Origin of the sequence: Roseivirga sp. 4D4, assembly GCF_001747095.1 — a bacterium.
Taxonomy (GTDB): domain Bacteria; phylum Bacteroidota; class Bacteroidia; order Cytophagales; family Cyclobacteriaceae; genus Roseivirga.
The window spans coordinates 1,144,983-1,161,792 of record NZ_MDGP01000001.1 but is presented as its reverse complement, the minus strand read 5'-3'; the positions used below and the strand labels follow the sequence as shown (position 1 = coordinate 1,161,792).

14 protein-coding genes are annotated in these 16,810 nt (G+C 41.2%); 3 read left to right on the top strand and 11 right to left on the bottom strand.

The annotated features are described in order from the left end of the window. Nucleotides 1-62: 62 nt before the first annotated feature. The 7 genes from BFP97_RS05000 to BFP97_RS04970 form a co-directional block, all read right to left on the bottom strand. Nucleotides 63-1,223 carry a glycosyltransferase gene (locus tag BFP97_RS05000; RefSeq protein ID WP_069841361.1) on the bottom strand — a complete coding sequence of 387 codons (1,161 nt, stop codon included), beginning with the start codon at nt 1,221-1,223 and terminating at the stop codon, nt 63-65. Beyond that, a complete protein-coding gene (locus tag BFP97_RS04995) occupies nt 1,220-3,298 on the bottom strand; it encodes a GumC family protein (RefSeq protein WP_069841360.1) in 2,079 nt (692 codons plus the stop codon). The genes BFP97_RS05000 and BFP97_RS04995 overlap by 4 nt, the downstream gene beginning before the upstream one ends. Nucleotide 3,299: 1 nt before the next feature. Then, nucleotides 3,300-4,019 carry a TolC family protein gene (locus BFP97_RS04990; protein ID WP_069841359.1) on the bottom strand — a complete coding sequence of 240 codons (720 nt, stop codon included), beginning with the start codon at nt 4,017-4,019 and terminating at the stop codon, nt 3,300-3,302. After that, entirely contained in the window at nt 4,016-5,194 is a 1,179-nt protein-coding gene (locus tag BFP97_RS04985; RefSeq protein WP_069841358.1) for an acyltransferase family protein, read from the bottom strand. The genes BFP97_RS04990 and BFP97_RS04985 overlap by 4 nt, the downstream gene beginning before the upstream one ends. A 3-nt stretch (nt 5,195-5,197) precedes the next feature. Then, nucleotides 5,198-5,956, bottom strand: a complete 759-nt coding sequence (locus BFP97_RS04980; protein ID WP_170827404.1) for a sugar transferase — start codon at nt 5,954-5,956, stop codon at nt 5,198-5,200. Between the two features lie 216 nt (nt 5,957-6,172). Beyond that, complete coding sequence (locus BFP97_RS04975) at nt 6,173-8,212, bottom strand: LruC domain-containing protein (RefSeq protein WP_069841356.1); 2,040 nt, start codon at nt 8,210-8,212, stop codon at nt 6,173-6,175. A 10-nt stretch (nt 8,213-8,222) separates the two neighbouring features. Beyond that, nucleotides 8,223-8,618 (bottom strand): PleD family two-component system response regulator, encoded by a 396-nt coding sequence (locus tag BFP97_RS04970; protein ID WP_069841355.1) that lies wholly within the window; start codon nt 8,616-8,618, stop codon nt 8,223-8,225. A 213-nt stretch (nt 8,619-8,831) separates the two neighbouring features. On the opposite strand from BFP97_RS04970, the gene BFP97_RS04965 reads away from it, so the two are divergent. Together BFP97_RS04965 and BFP97_RS04960 are read left to right on the top strand one after the other, a co-directional pair. Beyond that, a complete protein-coding gene (locus tag BFP97_RS04965; RefSeq protein WP_139135190.1) occupies nt 8,832-10,565 on the top strand; it encodes a DEAD/DEAH box helicase in 1,734 nt (577 codons plus the stop codon). Between the two features lie 234 nt (nt 10,566-10,799). Continuing rightward, nucleotides 10,800-11,771, top strand: a complete 972-nt coding sequence (locus tag BFP97_RS04960) for a fatty acid desaturase family protein (protein WP_083262689.1) — start codon at nt 10,800-10,802, stop codon at nt 11,769-11,771. 27 nt (nt 11,772-11,798) lie between these two features. Here BFP97_RS04960 and BFP97_RS04955 read toward each other — a convergent pair whose 3' ends face one another. The 4 genes from BFP97_RS04955 to BFP97_RS04940 form a co-directional block, all read right to left on the bottom strand. Continuing rightward, on the bottom strand, nt 11,799-12,743 hold the full coding sequence (locus BFP97_RS04955) for a hypothetical protein (RefSeq protein ID WP_069841352.1): 945 nt from the start codon (nt 12,741-12,743) through the stop codon (nt 11,799-11,801). Nucleotides 12,744-12,749: 6 nt separating this feature from the next. After that, nucleotides 12,750-13,112: a hypothetical protein gene (locus BFP97_RS04950; protein WP_139135188.1), complete on the bottom strand. Its 363-nt coding sequence runs from the start codon at nt 13,110-13,112 to the stop codon at nt 12,750-12,752. A gap of 100 nt (nt 13,113-13,212) precedes the next feature. Beyond that, nucleotides 13,213-14,337, bottom strand: coding sequence for a helix-turn-helix domain-containing protein (locus BFP97_RS04945; RefSeq protein WP_069841350.1), 1,125 nt, complete (start codon nt 14,335-14,337; stop codon nt 13,213-13,215). A 46-nt stretch (nt 14,338-14,383) separates the two neighbouring features. Further along, complete coding sequence (locus BFP97_RS04940) at nt 14,384-15,598, bottom strand: DUF763 domain-containing protein (protein WP_069841349.1); 1,215 nt, start codon at nt 15,596-15,598, stop codon at nt 14,384-14,386. Between the two features lie 110 nt (nt 15,599-15,708). Between BFP97_RS04940 and BFP97_RS04935 the strand changes: the two genes are divergently transcribed. Next, nucleotides 15,709-16,797, top strand: a complete 1,089-nt coding sequence (locus BFP97_RS04935) for an adenylate/guanylate cyclase domain-containing protein (RefSeq protein ID WP_069841348.1) — start codon at nt 15,709-15,711, stop codon at nt 16,795-16,797. Nucleotides 16,798-16,810: the final 13 nt, after the last annotated feature.

The window sequence follows — 16,810 nt, the reverse complement described above, 5'->3', positions numbered from 1 at the left end:
CTGCTATTTCCTAGGATTGGTCGAGCTGTACTGATTTGAAGTTAAATGGAAGAGTGCTAGCGTTAATTGCTCAAAAGACTTCTTATGGTTTGAGCCCTTTCATCCCACGAATTGCCTTTGGCAAAATCAATTCTAGATTGTGCTTTGAGACGATTGTTGTATCTGATTTCCCTTTTTACCAGGCTTACAAAGTCATCGTTATTCTTTGAGACACTTATTTTCTGTCCAAAGTCGGAAAGATCAGCAAAATCAGTACTGATCACAGGTTTGCCCATGGCTAGATACTCATTGACTTTCAGAGGATAAATGGCGGCTGTTAGATCGTTTTTCACAAAAGGGATTAAGCAAGCATCCATTTGACTGATTTTAGTGGGGAGCGCTTCCTGTGGAATTGCTCCATGGAATTTTACTCTATCCACCAGAAGTTTTGGTAAAACCACTTTCATGGGTCCATAGATATCGATTTGATAATCGGGCATGGCTTGACTGATATGATGCAGTAGATCGAAATCTATCCTGTCATCTACCGCACCGATGTAGCCCAGTGTTTTCGTCTTTTCGGTGCTAATCTTTGGGTTTTGAAATATGTCCAGATTGACTCCATTGGGTACGAGGTGACAGTTGACATTGTACTTTGACTTTTCCTTTTGTAACTGCCTGCTGGTTGTAATAATCATATCAACCTGTTTGGCAAAGGCTTCTTCAAAATCAGGTCCATGTTTTCCCGCCCATTGCGTGCCTGAAATCTCGTCATAGCAATAGTAGATGGTCTTTTTGGCTTTCCAGGCCTTTCTGGTATTCAGACCATAAATAGGATTGAGGGCGTTGAAAAGCGTAAAGTTATTGATGCCTAACTGGCGCTTGATTCTTCTGATGAAATGCCCTAACCACCAAGCATTGAGCTTTGCAAAAACCTTAAATATAGAGCGGTTGTTGATCCAGTTGACCGGGAGTATAGGAGGAAGGCTGACTACCTCTATCGTGCCATAAGGTGTTTTCTCCTTACGGATTCTATTCTTGATACCCATGAGCCTCTTTTTAGGCGCATTGGGATGTTTAAATAGGTCCTTCCAAGTGTAATGGTAGTCAATAAAGATGGCACGATGCGTGGCACTAAGCCTGGTCATCAACTCCAAGGTGGATTTAATATAAGGCGTATCCCAGGCAGGGAAGGAGTGGCAAACAATCACTTCCTTTTCTCTATTGTTGTGCCTCATATTCATACAGTAGCACTTTTAAAGCCTTGTGTCATCCAGTGATGTACCAAGGAGCGTAAACGACCTCTTCTTTTAGGGATGGAACCAATTACTTCCTCCATAACATCCGGTGAAACTCCGTTTAAGAAGAGCAGAGGCTCTTTTCCGGCTAGTTCATGATATACTTCTAGTGAATGTTGGTCAGCAGTGGTCCATTTACGATTAGCACGAGCGACCAGAAGATGCAAGTCGGCTGCTACCAAATCATTCTCCTGGTATGGCTCGTGCTGTATTGCCCCAATTTCTTTAAATCGGAATTCTAAGTTTTCTGCTCGGTCTTTTTCAGTAAGATATGTTTTGAAGTAGGTGCTTAACTGTTCTATTAGAAAGCTTTTACCTTCTCCATATTGCATGCTGAAAACGTTCACAGTTTTAGGGGTTGAAACACCTTTGGTATTTGCCCTAATTTGTTGTATTAATAAGTTCAATGATTGCTTATTAACTTGTTGAAAATCAATTGACTGTTTTTTTGTACTTGCTGGCTGCTTGATCATAAGGCCGCCAACTTTTAGTCCTGTTTCCTCAATTGCTCTTTCGGGTTTTTTGAGACTGCTGTCCAGTAGTTCAAGGCCAATCAAAAGTCCGATAGGTAAGACCAATCCTACCACAAAGGATAGAATAACAATCATCATTCTTTTAGACTTCAAGGGCTCCAATGGGTAATAGGGCGCATCTATCACCTTCAAATTGCTTGACATCATACTGCTATACTTATGAAGTCTTGCTTGATTATAGCTATGCAGGTTTTCTAAATACTCTCTTTCGGCCACATCAATTTCTCTTTCCAGTCTCTTTAGCGTAGATCCCAATGGCGCGAATTGGTCGTAAATCAGCTCATATTCTCTCTTGCGGTTGTCCATGACGGCCAGCTTGGCTTCTGACTCCTCTTTCGAGATGGTCTGGTTTAACCATTGGGTCAATAGCTCTTTTGTTTCGATACCATCTGGCGTTTGATTTACCATAATCAATCGATCTGCTATGTCTGACATTTCTTGCTTCAATAGGGTGATTTCTCCATTGAGGTTGGATTTTTTGATAGTCCGGGCATTGTCAGGGATAGTGTCCATTACCAATTCTAGCTGCGTCAGTAAAGTGGTTTGCTTAGATATTTTTGATCGATTGCTAGCAATACGAGACTGGAGCTCCGGAATAATCGATTTGTCTTCAATTTCGACCTGAATTTTGGATAAAGCCGATCGTGCACCAGCGGCTACTTTCAGCTCTTCCTGATACTGTCTTTCTAATTCCTCTTTATTACCCGAGATAAAACGCGTTTGCTCGTAGTAATTGATGATTCGATTGCTAACGCGAAAATTCAATAACTCATCTTCGGCACCCTTAAGCTTCGCATCAGATTTATCAACTGCAGCCTTAAAGAATCCAATAACAGAGTCTGTTTGGCCCTCTTTGATATTCTTTTGTTGATTGATGAAGATGTCTGTAAGTAGCTCCAGGGTGACTTGACTGAGGTAAGGGTCTATCGACTTATATTCAACCCTAATCATATCGCTTTTGCCTTCGCGACTCACTAGTATAGTTTCTAGCTGCTTGTTGCCGAAAAAAGGGTTTTCGGAATTAGTCAGCTCGTAAAATGGGTTAGACCTGTCTGCATCCCGTTGACGAATGATTTTGTACAGTACGGTCAGGTCGGTATCCTTGTCTCTTATTTCGATAGGAAGTCCTTTAATACTTTCTAAAAAGTCAGGATAATTTTCCTTTAGAATAGGCAACTTTTGCTGATGGTCTAGCACTAGAAAGCGAGCCAGTAACTTGGCCGATAGCTCCTTATTCGTTTCATAGGAAGTGGCCAGATTGATAAGGTTTTCCAGTTCATTGTTGGTCTTCGCATAATCAATGCGGCCTGCGCTACTACTTTCAATGCTATATCCTGAGATCAGCCCTGTATTGAGCAGGGTATGGGTTTCGTATTCCCGCTTATCGTTCTTGGTGGTAAAGAATACCAAGAGCGTCAGGCTAATAGCCGATAGCGCTATGTAATGGAAGTGCCTAACTAGTAATCTTATGATTTCTAAAGCATTCATATTATTTCATTATAGATTGACCAACCAATTCTTTCAAACTGCGCATGCAGTACCAGGCTTCGTTTTTCGATTTTTCTAATTCAAGCTGTGAGGTGTAATGTGAGTCAACTGCCATTCGATACTGCTCCATGGCCAGCTTTCCAGCTTTGAAGAAGTTTTCAGCAACCTTTAAGGCGATCTCATTCGCTTCAACTACTTCGGTTTGTAATTCCATTGACTTCAGGCATGATCGTAGGTCTTTATAGATTCTAATCACCTCTCTGCGAATGAATTCCTTTCTCTCATTCTTAAGTCCTTCTAGACGTTCGATTTCGAGCTTCTTAATCTTTATTTCATGCTTTCTGGACGAAACCTCGGTGAAAGGGAGTCGAAGGTTTAGACCAACGTTATAGGTGACGTTCTGTCGTGATAGATAGGTGAGTCTATTATCTGTAGAACCATCTGTTAGTTGGTCAGAAACAATGCCATTTCCGTAGTTCACGCCAGCTGTTAAGGCCAGGTGCTGAAGCCATTTTTTTTGGGTGATTTTTGTCTCTTCCCTATAGATTTCCTGACTCGTTGTGAGTGTATTTAGTGCAGCCATATTTCCAATGGCTAGATTAAGCAATTGTTCCAGTGGCTTGATTCGATCCATCGCAAGCTCTTTTTGTGATAGGTCTTGACCTTTTAATTGTAGAGTCACTATTACTATTAGGATGGAAATAAACTTTAGCTTTTTCATTGTTCTTCAGCGTTTATGGTGTGCTGGTCTTTTAAGTGATTCTCTTTAGCTTGAATGACTTTCACCAAAATTGTGAAGGCTTCTTTTTTCATAAAGGGTTGTTCAATACACTTGTAAAAGATCATGCTGCTAAGTAAGACCATAGGTAGGATGAGGATTAGACTTATCGATAACTGTAGCCAATAGGGGGATGAGTAACCGAACCGTCCGATGAGTGAATACACCAGTTCTAAGAGGGGTAGATGTGTTAAATAAATGGTATAACACATGCCGCCAATGATGCTGACCCAGGAATGGGTTAAGAATTTATAAGTCAACCTGCCCTTTAGGCATGCTGCGAAAAAACCTATCATGCCGATCGAGAAGATGAGCGACTTTCCAAGTTCTTCGGTCCAGGTGAACATCATAAGTACTATGGATCCAATGCCAATGAGGTCGAATCCATAAGACTTTTGGTTGTGCCAGTTCTTATTATTAGCATATACATCAGCCATAAACATTCCGATCAGGAAGTGCTGTAGTTGGCCAAGAATAGATGCACGGAGCGGTAAGATTTGCCAGCTAAAAGCATGCTGATAGATAATGAAAAGTGCTATCATCGAAAGGAGCAATGCGTGCCTGGATCTTATGTCTTCGAGCTTGAAATAGAAGATGGCAATAAAAGGCGCTATGAGATAATACTGAACCTCAACTTCCAATGACCATGCTACAGGGTTAATAATTGAAAATTCACCGAACAGCTGATTGTGTACATAAAAGATACTCGCCAAGTAGTGTTGACCGATCGTTTCCAGAGGTATTCCCGACTGGAAAAAGAGGATTAAACCAAATAGGGTCATCCAAAATATGTAAGGAGGTTCAAGACGGGTTAATCGTCTTTTCAAATAATCCTTGTAATGGAATGATTTGGTTCTTTTTGCAAAAGGAAGGCTAAGAATAAAACCACTGAGGGCAAAAAAGATCATAACACCGATTGCACCACGACTGATAAGATAGGACAGCTGTTGCTCTGCGGAACTTAAAGTATCCGGGTTAATGACATATCGCTGAAGCCTTTCATTTGCATGTAAAATGACGACTGGTATGATGGCTATAAACCTTATTCCATCTACAAAGGCTAGGTATTGCTTACCGGAAGTATCTCTCTTGAGGGATTTAAAGAATCTTGCGAACATGATTTAAACGTTTTCATGTTGAAGTGCTGCCAGAGGTGTTTTGAAAAGGATTTTCAAATCCATCCAAAAATTATGATGCTCGGCATATTCAATGTCCAGCGCAACTCGCTTTACAGGGTCGGCATTGTCTTTTCCGCGTTCGGTAACTTGCCAAAGTCCTGTGAGTCCTGCTGGTCCCAGAAACCTGCCTACTGTTTGGTCTGTGGTTAATTTTTCTGCTTCGTATAATGGGAGAGGTCTGTTACCAACCAAGGACATGTCTCCTCTAAGAATGTTGAACAGTTGGGGAAGTTCATCTATACTTGTATTGCGAATAAATTTGCCCACTCGCGTAATTCGAGGGTCATTCACGAACTTTACAAAGGCATTTCCTGTATTGTTTCTCTTCTGCCATTCGAACTCATCTAACTGGGCATAAATGCCATCTCCAACCACGATGCTTTTATACTCAGCGTTGGCGATTAGATTCCTAGTAAGCTTTAAGGTACGTGTTTCCTGTGCTTCAGATTTATATTGGTTGAGGTGCTTCATTTTCTCTACCAATTGATCGGCATTCACGCGCATAGATCTAAACTTGTAGAATTTGAATGTGTGATAGTTTTGGCCCACCCGATGTGCGTAATAGAATATGGGACCTTTAGACTCCATTCTTATGGCGATTGCAACGAGAATCCAAACAGGGGTAAGGGCCAAGATGAGCAGTGCTGATACTACAATGTCAAGGCTTCTTTTTAAGATGGGGATATGACGCTTTACCTTCATTATTTCTGCTTTTAAGTACATTACAAAGCTATTTTTATTGATTCCAGTAACCCGTTTTATTAGATGATTGAACTGTTTTGTAGGGTGGATGAAGGCTAGGCTAGGACAACTAAAATCAAGGGTTTTGAAGGTGAATATTTGACAGTAGGCCTTATACAAAAAGAGGCGCCTCCCGTGTGGAAGCGCCTACTTTTAACCTCAACCATTTAATCACCCTTATCGGGAGTAAATACCGTTTATGTTTCTGTAGCCTGTCTGGTTTCTATACCAGTCAAGGTAGCTATAGCCAAAACTCCTGGCCCAGTCGTCAAATCGCAAGTGACTATTTCGAATGTCAACTTTTTCTCTTGGGTAGGCGAAGCTTTCCGGCAGATGAATACCCCAGGGGAGGTCTGTTTTAGATCTATAGTATTGACCTATTGATAAGTCTGTATCATCATCTTGAGTACCTAAGAGAGATAAGTCCACGAGATCTGTTGGAGCATAGCCGGGTAGGTGGACTTCTCTTCCTCTGTTTTGGGAGATGATGACGAAGGGATTATAGGGAACGGTCCCAATTTCCGCATAGGTTTTAGGACTGGCTAAGTCAATCTCCAATGTCACTTCTTGTGGTTCATGATAAGCTGAAGTTTCCTCCGTATTTACGAATCCACCTGTTGTGAAATGGTCGTGCGCATTAGTTGTAACGATGAATACTGCATTGCTTTGTCCACTTTCTGTTCCGTTGCCATTTAATGTTACGCCTGCTCCATTAATGGAATGTCCAGACACTGTGGTGACGTCTGATGGTAGTAAGTCAGTAGCAAAACCAAAACCATTTCTGTAACCTGCACCGATCGCTCTAATCTTGAATTTAGGCGACATGCTTACCACTTGATTATCTGCATTTAAAGTGTGCTTGAATTGGTAATCTATTACCAGATCATTGAAATCGTAATCCCCGTAGTCAGGCCAGTTGTCTTCAAAGGCAAATGTGCCATAGGATGTTGAGGAAGGGTAGAAGCTGTCGTAAGCTTTGTTTCCATCATTTGGATATTCGTCCAGTATATCGTTAATACCATCTCCATCAGTATCTAAAACGCCAGGTCGGTCCACAGGACTTACATTATCTGTACTAATCGCTTCAATGGGATTAGAGGTAACAAAGAGGATGGCATCATTGAAATCCTGATCGCATTGGAAAGGAATGTTATCTCTACGAACATCTTCAAAGCCCAAGAGAAAGAGTTTGTTTTCATTATCCCAGAGCAGTACGTTATGCTGCCTTAAATCTTCATCTGGTTCAGGGTTTAAGTTCTTATCGGCAAAAACGATATGTTCATAATCTTCAGAATTACTGCCATCCCATCCGTTAGCGAGCAGTACTAAGCCAATAGAAGTACCAGCTTCAAATTGCCCGATGTTCACCTTGTCCCCAGATGTCATTCCACCTCCTGATCCAGAGAAGGAGAGATTAGGGAAGATCACATTGATGTTATCAATGTCTTCCAAAGACTGTGGAGGCGTAGCTGTTGGATATGTATAAAAGGCAATGGCATTTCTCCATCCGGCACCCTCATGAACAAAGGTGATCCAGACATCGCAATAGTCCTCAATGTCTAAGGTTGTTTTCTTTCCATTGGCCAAATAAGTAGGATGATATTGTGGAACGGGTTGACTCTCGGGAAGAGATGCGTTGATGTAATCTAGTAAAGTACTGGAAATAGCATCACGTTCTGACTCTAAATAATCTGGAACACCTCTTCCATTGTAATCACCCATATAGCTGATTGTAAAACTGTTGGAAGTCTGAAATGCCGCTGAGGCCACACCGTTTCCGTTATGTTCATTCGAACGCTGGTAGGTATCAATCGTTTTGGAAATAACCTGACCGTTATTGTATTCAAAATGAAATTGGTTTCCCTCAATGGGCACGTGAATGTTGTTAGGTATACCGATAAAAGACGTTTCTAATACTAGGCGATCGACATATGTAGGTAGTTCTACTGCGCTTTTCAGTTGACCATTACCGTCAGTAAATGCTTTGAATGCGACTTCTGTTTTAACACCATTAGCAACCTTCCATAGTTGAACCTTAAGCCCGGTGAAAGGGAGTCCTAAGTTATCTGTAAACGACAGGTCCAAGTTTACGGTTTGTGTACTTTTGAAATCAAATGAACTACCTTGTTCGGGTTCTGTATCCACTTGGATTTCAGGCTTTTCAATACAGCCTACCAATAGTAGACTCACGATGAAGTAAGTGTATATCTTTTTCATAATTTCTTAATTAGGCTACTGTTCTGATTGTATTTAATGATGAGACATGGAGCATAGCATCAATCCGCATGACGAGTTCTTTAGGGTTAAAGGGTTTGCTCAGGGTGTCTTTAGCCCCTAGCTCTAGCGCGTTGATTCTTTCCTGGCTTTTGTCCTGATCCGTTAATACAAACAGTGGGATATTTCTCCATTCGATTTGCATGCAAAGACATTGAAGCATTTGAAAGTCCTTCGATTGTTTGTCTTTGTAATCGCTCAAAATCAAATCCGGAAACGTGTTTTTCGTGCTATAATCAAGTGCCTCTTCAGGAGTAGAAACAGTAGTTACCTCGTAACTTTTGCTTAAGTAGTTTTGAAGAAACATGCGCATCATAGGATGATCTTCAATGATTAGGAGCTTTTTCATATCGGTGAATTTTATTTTTTGTTGCTTCGAAATTATGGTGAGCTCCTAAGACCAAATTAGGATTTAGATGAGTCGTTGTAATCCTTCGATGAAGTGATGCATATCAAAGACGATACTTTGATGGTCGAACGAGGGCTACTTGAGATAAATAGCAGAGATGCACAGTTTTACCAAAGCATATGGTTACCTTTGTGGCTCATTTAACAATTCCCATTGAGTCATTTTAGCAAATTAGGACTGTCACAGCCGATCTGTGATGTTTTAGAAAATATGGGCTTTGAACAGCCCACCCCAATTCAAGAAAAAGCCATACCTATGTTGTTGGAAAATAATCCAACGGACTTTATTGGCTTAGCACAAACCGGTACAGGAAAAACAGCAGCATTTGGACTTCCTTTGATCGATCTTATAGATTCCAAGAATTCGGCTACACAAGCCTTGATTATGGCTCCGACACGAGAGCTCGGTCAGCAAACTGCTCAGCAGTTGGTTAATTTCTCTAAGAGTAAGCGAGGTGTTAATGTGGAAGTGGTTTATGGCGGGGCCGATATTAGTAAACAAATCAAAGCCTTAAAGAAACCTACTCAAATTGTGGTGGCTACTCCAGGACGTCTTCTTGATTTGATAAAAAGAAGAGCGATCAACCTTCAGAATGTCGAGTTTGTTGTCTTAGATGAGGCAGATGAGATGCTCAATATGGGATTCAAAGATGATATCGATGAAATTCTATCACATACTCTAGAGAATCGAGTGACATGGCTTTTCTCAGCCACCATGCCCAAAGAGATCAGAAGGTTGGTGAATACCTATATGAAGGATCCGCTTGAGGTTTCCGTTGATGCAGCCCAAAAGAGTAATAAAGACATTTCTCACCAGTATGTGGTCACAAAGACCAACAATAAGCTCTCGGCATTAAAGCGCTTTCTGGATATCCAACCAGATATGAAGGGTATTATGTTCTGTCGTACCAAAATGGATACGCAGGAAATTGCCGATGAACTTTCTAAGCTGGGTTATGCTGTGGAGGCCCTGCATGGTGATCTCTCTCAAAGACAGCGTGATACAGTGATGAAACGCTTCAAAACCCGCTCAATGCAGTTGCTCATTGCTACTGATGTTGCTGCTAGGGGTATTGATGTTAATGATTTGACCCATGTCTTCCATCATAAGTTGCCAGATCAGTTGGAGAGCTATACGCACAGAAGTGGTAGAACGGGCAGGGCAGGCAAGAAGGGTATTTCTATGGCCTTTATCAATCCACGTGAAGGCAGGAAAATAACTGATATCGAAAGAAAAGTGAATGTGAAATTTGAAAAGGTCGCTATTCCAACGATTGATGAATTGAAGGTAAGTCGCTTGAACAATTGGGCGAGTCTTATTCTCAATACCAAGGTGGACGAAAAGGCAGAAGATATTCTTAATAGTCTCCACGGCCAGTTTGCTGATCTAACCAAAGAAGACCTTCTTAAAAGACTTATTACAAGTCAATTAGACCATTTAATGGTTGAAAGTGGAGGTGAAGACGACCTAAATGAGGGTCAAGGCAATGATCAAAAAGACAATAGAGAAAGAAAATCAAGGGCCAAGGATGGTGCTAATCGTTATTTTATCAATGTAGGTAGAATGGATGGCGTTACTGAAGCCGATTTAATTCACTTCATATCCGATGTAACCGGGATAGGTAGAAGACTCTTTTCGGATATATCAATACAAAAGAATTGTAGCTTTTTTAACCTAGATTCTAAGCATGATGATGGTTTGAGCAAACACTTTGAGTATATTGAGGTCGAAGGAAGACCTATTCGTGTTAATAGAGACGAAGAGGGAAGGCCTTCAGGCAGGCAAAATCATAGAAAAAGCAACAATAGGAATGACCGGGGAGGCAAGAATAGGTCCAAGCACTCCGCCAATCCTGCAGGCCGAAGAAACAGAGGCCGAAGAAGGTAAATCAGACAAAACTATTGACTATTAGTTGTTTCCTTTCAGACCAATCAATGAGTATTCGCTCAATGCTGAGGCCTAGTAGTTGCTTTAAAGACTAACATTATCAAGCATCCTAAATTTAAGAAGGGCCAAGGCTCTGACTTTTCGCGCGAAGTAAAAAGCCGTGTAAACAACTACTTTTCAGAGAGAGGTATTTGTAAGCAAGCCAACACAGGTATGGTCCTCAAAACCATACTCATGTTGTCTCTATTTATTGTACCGATAGTACTTATCAATATTGGAGTGGTTGAGCACGTAGCTTTGCTCTTTGCATTGTACCTCACCAGTGGCTTCGGCATGGCAGGTATTGGTATGGGGGTAATGCATGACGCAATCCACGGATCTTATTCTAAGAATAAAACCGTCAATCGATTGCTTGGCTATTCTATGAACATGATCGGGGCAAATGCTGGTGTATGGAAAATTCAACACAACGTATTGCATCATACCTATACCAACATTGATGAGGCTGACGATGATATTAATACACCGCCTTTCCTGCGTTTTTCTCCCAATAGAAAGTGGATGAAAGCGCATCAATACCAACACATTTACATCTGGTTCTTCTATGCCATCTCTACCATTTCATGGATCACGACAAAAGACTTTATCCGAGTACATCGCTATTGGAAAATGGGCTTAGTAGGCTGTAAAGGGACTTATAGAAAACAAATGATGCAGGTGGCCATCTGGAAGGCACTCTATTATACATATGCTTTAATTCTTCCCATGATCTTTTTGCCCTTTAGTCCTGGGGTGATCTTTTTGGCGTTCTTGAGCATGCATATGGTCACTGGCACGTGCATTAGTGCGGTGTTTCAAACTGCCCATATTATGCCTGATGTTGAATTCCCTAAGATGGACGAAGACGGTGCTATTGAGAAGGACTGGGCAGAACATCAGTTGGAGACAACGGCTAACTATGCACCAGGAAGTCGCGTATTTTCATGGTTGATCGGTGGGCTTAACTATCAGGTAGAACATCATCTATTTCCCAACATATGCCATGTTCATTACCGGAAGTTGTCGGAGATAGTGAGAGAAACGGCAGCCGAGTTTGGCGTGCCTTATTATAGTCATAAGACTTTTGCCAGTGCACTGGTACAGCATACTAGGAAGCTTCAGAATCTCGGTCAAGAACATAGTCAAGAATCTCCTCTGATGCATTAAAAAGGGCTTAGGTTTTCAATAAACCTCCTATTTCAGGTGAAGTCCATTTTGTTCGAATAGTGATTCGAAGTAATCTAAATCCTTCAGTATCGTTCTATATACCCATCTATAGTATTGCGTAGTCATAAACTGAAAGTGTTCTATTGCCTTATCCCTTCCAATAACCTGTGATAAAGTGTGGAACTCGAGATAACAAACACCTAAATGCAAGAAGGTGCTTTGTTCACTTCCAGCACCCTCAGGTGCTTCTGAAGGAAGGTTTGGGTACTTTTTCAGAAATGCTTCTCCGACTTTCTGAAAGCCCTCATTATCAGTCAGTGAATACCAATGCATTTGTTCATGAAGAAAAGTGGCAATAAGCTGAGTGTCTGTTTCAAAATCCGTACTCAGTGTCAATACTGGATGACTATGAGGAATAACTCCTTTCTCAATATTGATACTCTTAGTGAAAATGTAGGGTTCGAGGTCATACTTTATCAGGAGTTTTTCTAATCTCTCTTTTATGGCTATCTCCTCGGCAAGGTTGCCTTTGGACTTAATGATAATGGGTTCGTCCTTATTGGGTTTAACGACAGTCTCTATGATTCTCTTATTTGATACTTCTAGCCAAAAACTAGATTGAGACATGCCTTCTTTGTCCATGACGCCTTCAATTCTCTCATTTGTCATTTTGGCCTTGCAGTATGCGGGTCCTGAACGGAAACCGATAGAGAAAAACAAGGAATCGCCCTTTATCAATACAGCTTTAAGGTTCAAAGGGACTGGAATCAGGTTTGGCAGCATAAGCACTCCTTCATTCTTGTCAAAATCAAATTGAGCGCTGGCTTGTTGCTCACCTCTGGAGGCTAGATCAAAAATGCCTTTCCAGGTTTGATTGCCATCTTGAAAGGCCATGCCCTGGCAACTGGTAAGTATCATTACTATAAATGCAGCAATGGCAATTTCACGTTCTATTTTAAAAAGTAAGTTCATATCGGATTATTCAATAATGGTAAATGTGTTTTGCAGCTGGCTTAGGTTTTTGATTGAGCCTTGATCAGACCAGGTAATTATATTTTCCTGAAAGTGTCTCCAAACTGAGGAATGATAAGCAAATTCAAATTCCTCTTTGCTGCGCCAAGTCCAGGTGATGAGTATTTCACGATTGTTATCGTTGGCCATGATCTTTAAGTCTATTAAGCCTTCGGCTTGCCAGAACTTTTGAAGTTGGGCGGGGAGATAATCACTCGTTAGGAAGTCATAGTGGCTGGAGGGTGTTGTGAAGTGTAACTGATACAAATGACATCTCCAGTCGGTTTTGATTGCTAGGGACCGGGTTGTTCTTTCAAGTATTGACTCCATAGGCTTTAAGTTTCTGAAGCCAAACATAAACTTAGTTCTGGAAGCAATTGGGACTTGTGCAGTAAATAGGGTTCGACTTTCTAAAAATCGAACCTAAAAGTCAATTCAAGGCAGTTTTTAGGTAGTCAGACGGTGTCTTGCCCTTGATCTTTTTGAAGGCCGTGTTGAAAGAAGACTTACTTCTAAAGCCAACTTCTTGGGCTTTTCCCATGATAGAGAGATGGTTGTAATGGCTGTCTTTTGAAACCTCAATGAATGCTTCAATTCTATATTCATTGACCAACTCGAAAAATGTTTTATTCAGTTCTCTATTCAGTAATGCTGAGAATTGGTGAGGGGGAATCTCCAACATAGAAGCAACAGATGATTGGTTAAGGTCAGGGTTTGTAAAAACTTTTTGCTCCTTGAACAAGGTGTTGAGTCTTTGAGTAAGCAAACTTTTATCTCTGGAGATTTTGCCGCCAGACTTGTATTTAATCTTGAAGTCTGGAACTATGTTTCTTTCGTCCGAAAGTGCCTGATAAGCGATAAGATATACAAATACTGAGTAGATGAGGGTATTGATATAGTTGGCATCAGCATTATAGTAATGGGTGATCAGGGCATCTATAAAAAACCAAATAACGGCTACTCCAATGGCTATCATTACCCAGTTTAACCTTCTTAGCCATTTAATGCGAGATTCCTTAGATATCAGATAATCCTCACTGAAGGTGTGTTCAGCAGAAAGGATAATTCGTCTAGACAGGAAAAGATAAGTGGTAAGATGGAGTGCATAGAGGGCAAATCGGGTAAGGACAAGTGGCGTAGTTCGAATGCCATCCATGAGAAAGGCCTCAACTTGTTGCATGGAATCAGCTACGTTTCCGCCTGAAGGTTGGGCCATAAGAAGTACCAGACCCAAAATATAGCCGCTTAAGTGGAGGGTATGTTTCCATTTTAGTTTGAAGCTAGGTTTTACTACTGAAAGCACATAGAGGTAAATTGCTGGGCCAATGAGCAAAGTAGTTCCTCGACCAATGCCTGTTAAATAAGGGACTTCCAGATACAGTCTTGCTGAATACCAAAGGTTGCTCACGTTCATAAACAGGAGTATGACAAGCAGCAGTATCATCAACCTAGTAGCCGTCTTGTTGGTTGAAGGCCTAAGTAGAAAAAAGGCAATCAAGAATAGACATTGTGAAGCCGAGGCAATTAACAAGACAGACCAGAGATTGAGCGTCATATTTCAAATATAGAAAAGGACATAAGAAAGTGTGCAAATCAGGCCGCTAGAACAGTTCAAGCTGCCGCTTTACATTTTTTCGAAGTTTTCTTGCAGGTCCTTTCACTGTCATGCCTCCGTATTTATAGCTTTCAGCTCTTTCTTTAGCGATTACTTCTTCAAAGTTGGCATTTGGACTGAATGAATTCTCAAGTTTTTGAGCAATTTGGCTCAAGCTCTTAACAGCTTTAAGTTTATCACTATGGCCAATTTTAGCCTTTTCAAGACCAGTTCTTAGTATGTTTAGCGTCTCATCATAAGTCTTTAGCGGAACAGGAAAGGGATGACCGTCTTTACCGCCATGGGCAAAAGAAAACCGAGCAGGGTCGGTAAACCGAGATGGAGTACCGTGAATTACTTCGCTGACGAGAGTCAATGATTGGAGCGTGCGCGGTCCTACACCTTTCAGTAGCAGTAAGTCTTCAAAATTGCTAATATCGGTATCATGGGCCAGCGCCAAGGTGCTACCCAGTCGTTTGAGATCAATGTCCTCGGCTCTAACATCATGATGAGTGGGCATCAATACATACCGCTGAGCTTCTCTTGAAATGATATCGGGCTTCTCTTTTGTCATCTCCAGAATACCCTCTTTGGTTTGATCTGCTTCATTGGCCGTCAGGTTCAGTATGTCTCCCTGATTGTGACCAATAACTGAGGTGTGAGGCTCCTTTAGAAAGTCTTGAAATGCCTTTGAGTACCAATGATAACGCCTGGCGTAACCAGTAGCTTCATTCATTCCCTGTTGAACGACTGCCCATTCACCATCCTTCGCTAGAAAGAAGGAGTGAAGGTAAATGGAAAACCCATCCTGGACAGCTGTATTATCTACTTTAGCACTCAGTTTACTAGACCTGACCAATTCGTCTCCATTCAAACCCGTTTTCATGGCTACCTTTACAAGCTCATTAGGTGTTTGCCGAGAGTATTTGCCTCTACCACCACAAACATATAGTCCTAGTTCATCGGAAATTGGGTTGATGGCTCTTTTCAACGCACCGACCACCGAGGTAGTGATGCCTGAAGAATGCCAGTCCATTCCCATGACAGCACCGAGTGACTGAAACCACAGAGGATCACTCATTCGCTGTATGAAGGTTTGGATTCCATACTCGATAAGGATAGACTCGGTTATAGCCCTGCCCAGCTGTGCCATGCGACTGGCCAGCCATGGCGGAACTGTTCCATAGTGCAAGGGTAAATCTGCATGACCTGATCTATTCATTAATCTAAATTACTAAATATTTTAGTAAACTATATAAATTAGTATTCGTAATATGAATCTTGTGCATCGTCCTTAGCATGCACTCGGCTAGAATGACTAATTTGTATACAATGAATGAGAAGCTCAGAATAAAATGGTCGAAAATGCGCGTGATTACGATCGCGTGGATATCAGTGGCGATAGTGTTTGCTCTTGTGGACCACTGGACGATCAATTCCTCTTTTTCAATAGGTACCTCTGAGTTGTATTCATTTAGTAGCAACCTGACTTTTCACATTCTTTCAACGGTGATAGCTATTACTATAGGCGCGTCATTCTTAGTATTCTACCTTCATGATCGCCTAATCGATCGGCCTTACTGGCAGGGAATACTTACGATTGTTATTGTTTATATCACTGTAGTGACATTTATCACTTTGGTCTTCGGGTTAATACTCGTTCCGATTAATTCCAGTATTTCTATTGGGGAAGAGGGTTTTAGAGATGCGTATCAGGATTACCTCTTAGACTCGATCCACTTAAGAAATATTATGCTTTGGTCAATCGTTGTGGGTTCGACACAATTGCTCTTACAGATAAATGACAAGTTCGGACATGGTCTTTTAGGTAAACTCATTCTGGGGAAATATCATAAAGCAAGGGAAGAAGATAGGATATTCATGTTTCTTGATTTGAAGTCTTCTACCGCAACAGCAGAAAAGCTTGGTAATAAACTGTATCATGAATTCCTGAGAGATTATTTCTCGGATATGACGAATGCCATCATATTCAATAGGGGAAAGATATATCAATATGTAGGAGATGAGGTGGTGATTACGTGGACCAAGCAAGAGGGCATATCAAATTATAATTGCCTTAAATGCTACTTCGATATCAAGGAATCTATTGAGGAGAGGAAAGAAAAATATATTCAGAAATATGGTTTTCTACCAGAATTCAAGGCCGGATTACATACCGGTAAAGTCATTGCAGGAGAGATAGGCATAATCAAAAGGGACATCACGTATTCTGGAGATGTATTGAACACCGCTGCCCGAATTCAATCTAAGTGCAACGAGCATAATGTCTATCTATTAGCCTCTGAGAAGCTATTTGAGCTGTTTCCCAAAGGAATTCCATTCAAGAAGAAGAGTATCGGGGAAATTGAATTGAGAGGCAAGTCCCTGAAAGTGGCATTGAGTACATTTTCATTGAAGTAAGGAGTTCCGTTCT

Bases quoted from the DNA above. Each gene is read 5' to 3' on its own strand.
- BFP97_RS04960 (WP_083262689.1), top strand. From the start codon at position 10,800: ATGTTGTCTCTATTTATTGTACCGATAGTACTTATCAATATTGGAGTG.
- BFP97_RS04940 (WP_069841349.1), bottom strand. From the start codon at position 15,598: ATGAATAGATCAGGTCATGCAGATTTACCCTTGCACTATGGAACAGTT.
- BFP97_RS04985 (WP_069841358.1), bottom strand. From the start codon at position 5,194: ATGTTCGCAAGATTCTTTAAATCCCTCAAGAGAGATACTTCCGGTAAG.
- BFP97_RS04995 (WP_069841360.1), bottom strand. From the start codon at position 3,298: ATGAATGCTTTAGAAATCATAAGATTACTAGTTAGGCACTTCCATTAC.
- BFP97_RS04975 (WP_069841356.1), bottom strand. From the start codon at position 8,212: ATGAAAAAGATATACACTTACTTCATCGTGAGTCTACTATTGGTAGGC.
- BFP97_RS04935 (WP_069841348.1), top strand. From the start codon at position 15,709: ATGAATGAGAAGCTCAGAATAAAATGGTCGAAAATGCGCGTGATTACG.
- BFP97_RS04970 (WP_069841355.1), bottom strand. From the start codon at position 8,618: ATGAAAAAGCTCCTAATCATTGAAGATCATCCTATGATGCGCATGTTT.
- BFP97_RS04990 (WP_069841359.1), bottom strand. From the start codon at position 4,019: ATGAAAAAGCTAAAGTTTATTTCCATCCTAATAGTAATAGTGACTCTA.
- BFP97_RS04945 (WP_069841350.1), bottom strand. From the start codon at position 14,337: ATGACGCTCAATCTCTGGTCTGTCTTGTTAATTGCCTCGGCTTCACAA.
- BFP97_RS04950 (WP_139135188.1), bottom strand. From the start codon at position 13,112: ATGGAGTCAATACTTGAAAGAACAACCCGGTCCCTAGCAATCAAAACC.
- BFP97_RS04980 (WP_170827404.1), bottom strand. From the start codon at position 5,956: ATGAAGGTAAAGCGTCATATCCCCATCTTAAAAAGAAGCCTTGACATT.
- BFP97_RS04955 (WP_069841352.1), bottom strand. From the start codon at position 12,743: ATGAACTTACTTTTTAAAATAGAACGTGAAATTGCCATTGCTGCATTT.
- BFP97_RS05000 (WP_069841361.1), bottom strand. From the start codon at position 1,223: ATGAATATGAGGCACAACAATAGAGAAAAGGAAGTGATTGTTTGCCAC.